Origin of the sequence: Halomonas sp. DQ26W (genome assembly GCF_003339685.1) — a bacterium.
Classification (GTDB): Bacteria; Pseudomonadota; Gammaproteobacteria; order Pseudomonadales; family Halomonadaceae; genus Halomonas.
Genome location: NZ_QPKI01000058.1, coordinates 1 through 2,444, shown reverse-complemented (window position 1 = coordinate 2,444; position 2,444 = coordinate 1). Strand labels below are relative to the sequence as shown.

At 65.4% G+C, this 2,444-nt stretch carries 2 protein-coding genes; both read left to right on the top strand.

Annotated features, from left to right (window positions below; all coding sequences use genetic code 11):
- Positions 1 to 133: 133 nt before the first annotated feature.
- Positions 134 to 1,657, top strand: coding sequence for an IS21 family transposase (gene istA / locus DU490_RS16845; protein ID WP_114575374.1), 1,524 nt, complete (start codon positions 134 to 136; stop codon positions 1,655 to 1,657).
- Positions 1,644 to 2,384 carry an IS21-like element helper ATPase IstB gene (gene istB, locus DU490_RS16840; protein ID WP_114575373.1) on the top strand — a complete coding sequence of 247 codons (741 nt, stop codon included), beginning with the start codon at positions 1,644 to 1,646 and terminating at the stop codon, positions 2,382 to 2,384. Before istA ends, istB begins: the two co-directional genes overlap by 14 nt.
- The last annotated feature ends 60 nt before the right edge of the window (positions 2,385 to 2,444 follow it).

The following is a 2,444-nucleotide window of genomic DNA, read 5'->3' as shown; positions in this document are numbered from 1 at the left end:
TGTTAATGGCCAAGTAAAGTGACCCAGTACCGGCCAACGCTTTTGACCCACCCCCGAGGTGGCAGCGCTGCCACCATCCACCTACCGTGTCGGCTCAGCCAAGGGTCGGGACGGAGATGTGAAGGACTGGGGAATGATTCACAAGATCAAAGCGTTACACGATAACGGACAGGGCCTGTCGATTCGCGCCATCGGCCAGGAGCTAGGTATCTCCCGCAACACCGTCCGCAAGTACCTGCGCCAGGACGAGACCACCATCGAGGCGGCGCAGTCGAACCGGGAGCGCGAGAAGAAGCTCGACGCCCACCGCGACTACATCGTCTACCTGCTGCGCACCTTCCCCCGGCTGAGCAGCGTCAAGGTGGCCCGTAAGCTGCGCGAAAAGGTCGGCGAGTTGGCGGTCTCCGAGCGCACCCTGCGCCGCTACGTACAGCAGGTGAAGAGCACGGTGGCCAGCCGGCAGCGGCGCTACTACGAGCCGGTGCTCGACATGGTGCCAGGGGTGCAGTGCCAGGTGGATCCGGGCGAGCTGCGCGAGGTGATGATCGACGGCGAGCCGCGCCCTCTGTACTTCGTGGTGTTCGTGCTCTCCTACTCGCGCCTGTCCTATGTCGGCGTCAGCCTGTCGCCGCTCGATACCGCCACCTTCATCCGCCTGCACGACGAGGCGTTCCGCTACTTCGGCGGCCTGCCCGAGGAGTGCGTCTACGACCAGACCAAGATGGTGGTGATCAGCGAGCAGTTCCGCGAGCTGGAGGTGAACCAGCGCTTCCATGAGTACGCCACCACCGCCGGCTTCCGGATCCGCGCCTGCTGCGGCTACGATCCGGAGAGCAAGGGCAAGGTCGAGGCCGGAGTGAAGTACGCCAAGCAGGATGCCTTCTATGGCGAGGTGTTCCGAGACGAGGCCGACCTGCGCGCTTACGTGCGGCAGTGGCTCGACGACGTCGCCAACGTGCGGACTCACGGCACCACAGGTCAGCAGCCGAGGGCTCTGTGCGACGCCGAGGAGCGGCGCCATCTGCGCCCCTACCTGACCCCGGCCTGCGTGGGCCGCGAGGACGACGGCCTGGCCCCGCGCCGGGTCGACAAGACCGGGTTGATCGCCTGGAAGGCCAACAAGTACTCGGTGCCGATGGCCTACCAGCAGGGCCGTGTCGGGGTTCAAGAAGCGGGCGACCGGCTGACGGTTCACGACCTGGAGAGCGGCGACGAGATCGCCGCTCATACCCTGCATCTGGGCAAGGGTCGCACGCTACGCAACAGCGACCATTACCGTGATCACCACCAGCAGGAGGCCGACCTGGAGCAAGCCATTGCTCAGCGCCTCGGTGAAACGCTGGGAAAGCAACTCTGCGCCCGACTGCGCGATAGCATGCCGCATCACTACAAGGACCAGCTACGCGGCGCCAGGAAGGTGCTGGAAGGCGAGCCCGATCTGGACCTGGCGCTGGTCAGCGACTGGGTCACCCGGGAGCGCCTCACGGCCAGGCGGCTCAAGGAGCGGTTGGCGGCGGCCCGGCTGGCCAAGGCGCGGGGCCGGGATCACGACGCCGACGTGCCTGCCAGCCCGGGTACAACGCCGGCGGAGCTGGCTCCCTACGCCCAACTTGGCCGCTCCGGTGGTCAGCAGGAGGTGACCCATGGGGCAGCTTGAGTTGACCGCCGGGCGCTACCGCAGCCTGCGCCTCGGCGCCATCGCCGGTGACCTCACTGACCTACTGACTCAGGCCGAGGCCAACGAGGTCTCCTACTTGGCCTTCGCCGACATGCTGGTCGAGCACGAGCGCCAGACCCGCGAGGCGAAGCGCATCGACCTCTACCGGCGCCAGGCCGGGTTCCCCAGCGACAAGCGGCTGGAGGGGTTCGACTACCGGCACCAGACCACCATTACCAAGCGCCAGATCAACGCTCTGCTCGACTTCGCCTTCCTCGACAACCGCGAGAACCTGGTATTCATCGGTCCGCCGGGGGTGGGCAAGACCCATCTGAGCATCGGTATCGGCCAGAAGGCCATCGAGGCCGGCTACCGGGTGCTGTTCCGCAATGCCCTGGACCTGGTCGAGGAGCTGGAGCTGGCCGAGATGAAGGGCGAGCTGAAGAAGACGCTGCACAAGCTCGCCAAGGTCGACGCCCTGGTGATCGATGAGCTGGGCTACCTGCCGATGAGCCGGCAGGCGCGCTACGCGCTGTTCCAGTTGATCAACCGGTTCTACGAGCACCGCTCGCTGATCATCACCACCAACAAGGACTTCACCAGTTGGGGGGAGTTCTTCCACGACGACAACGTGGCGGTGCCGATCGTCGACCGGATCATCCACCACTCGCACCTCTATCTGCTCGGCGGGGAGAGCTACCGGCTGAAGCAGAAAACGCTCAGCTGACGATCACGGGTGGGTCAAAACTAATGACCGCTGGTGGGTCACTTCTGATGGCCATTGACA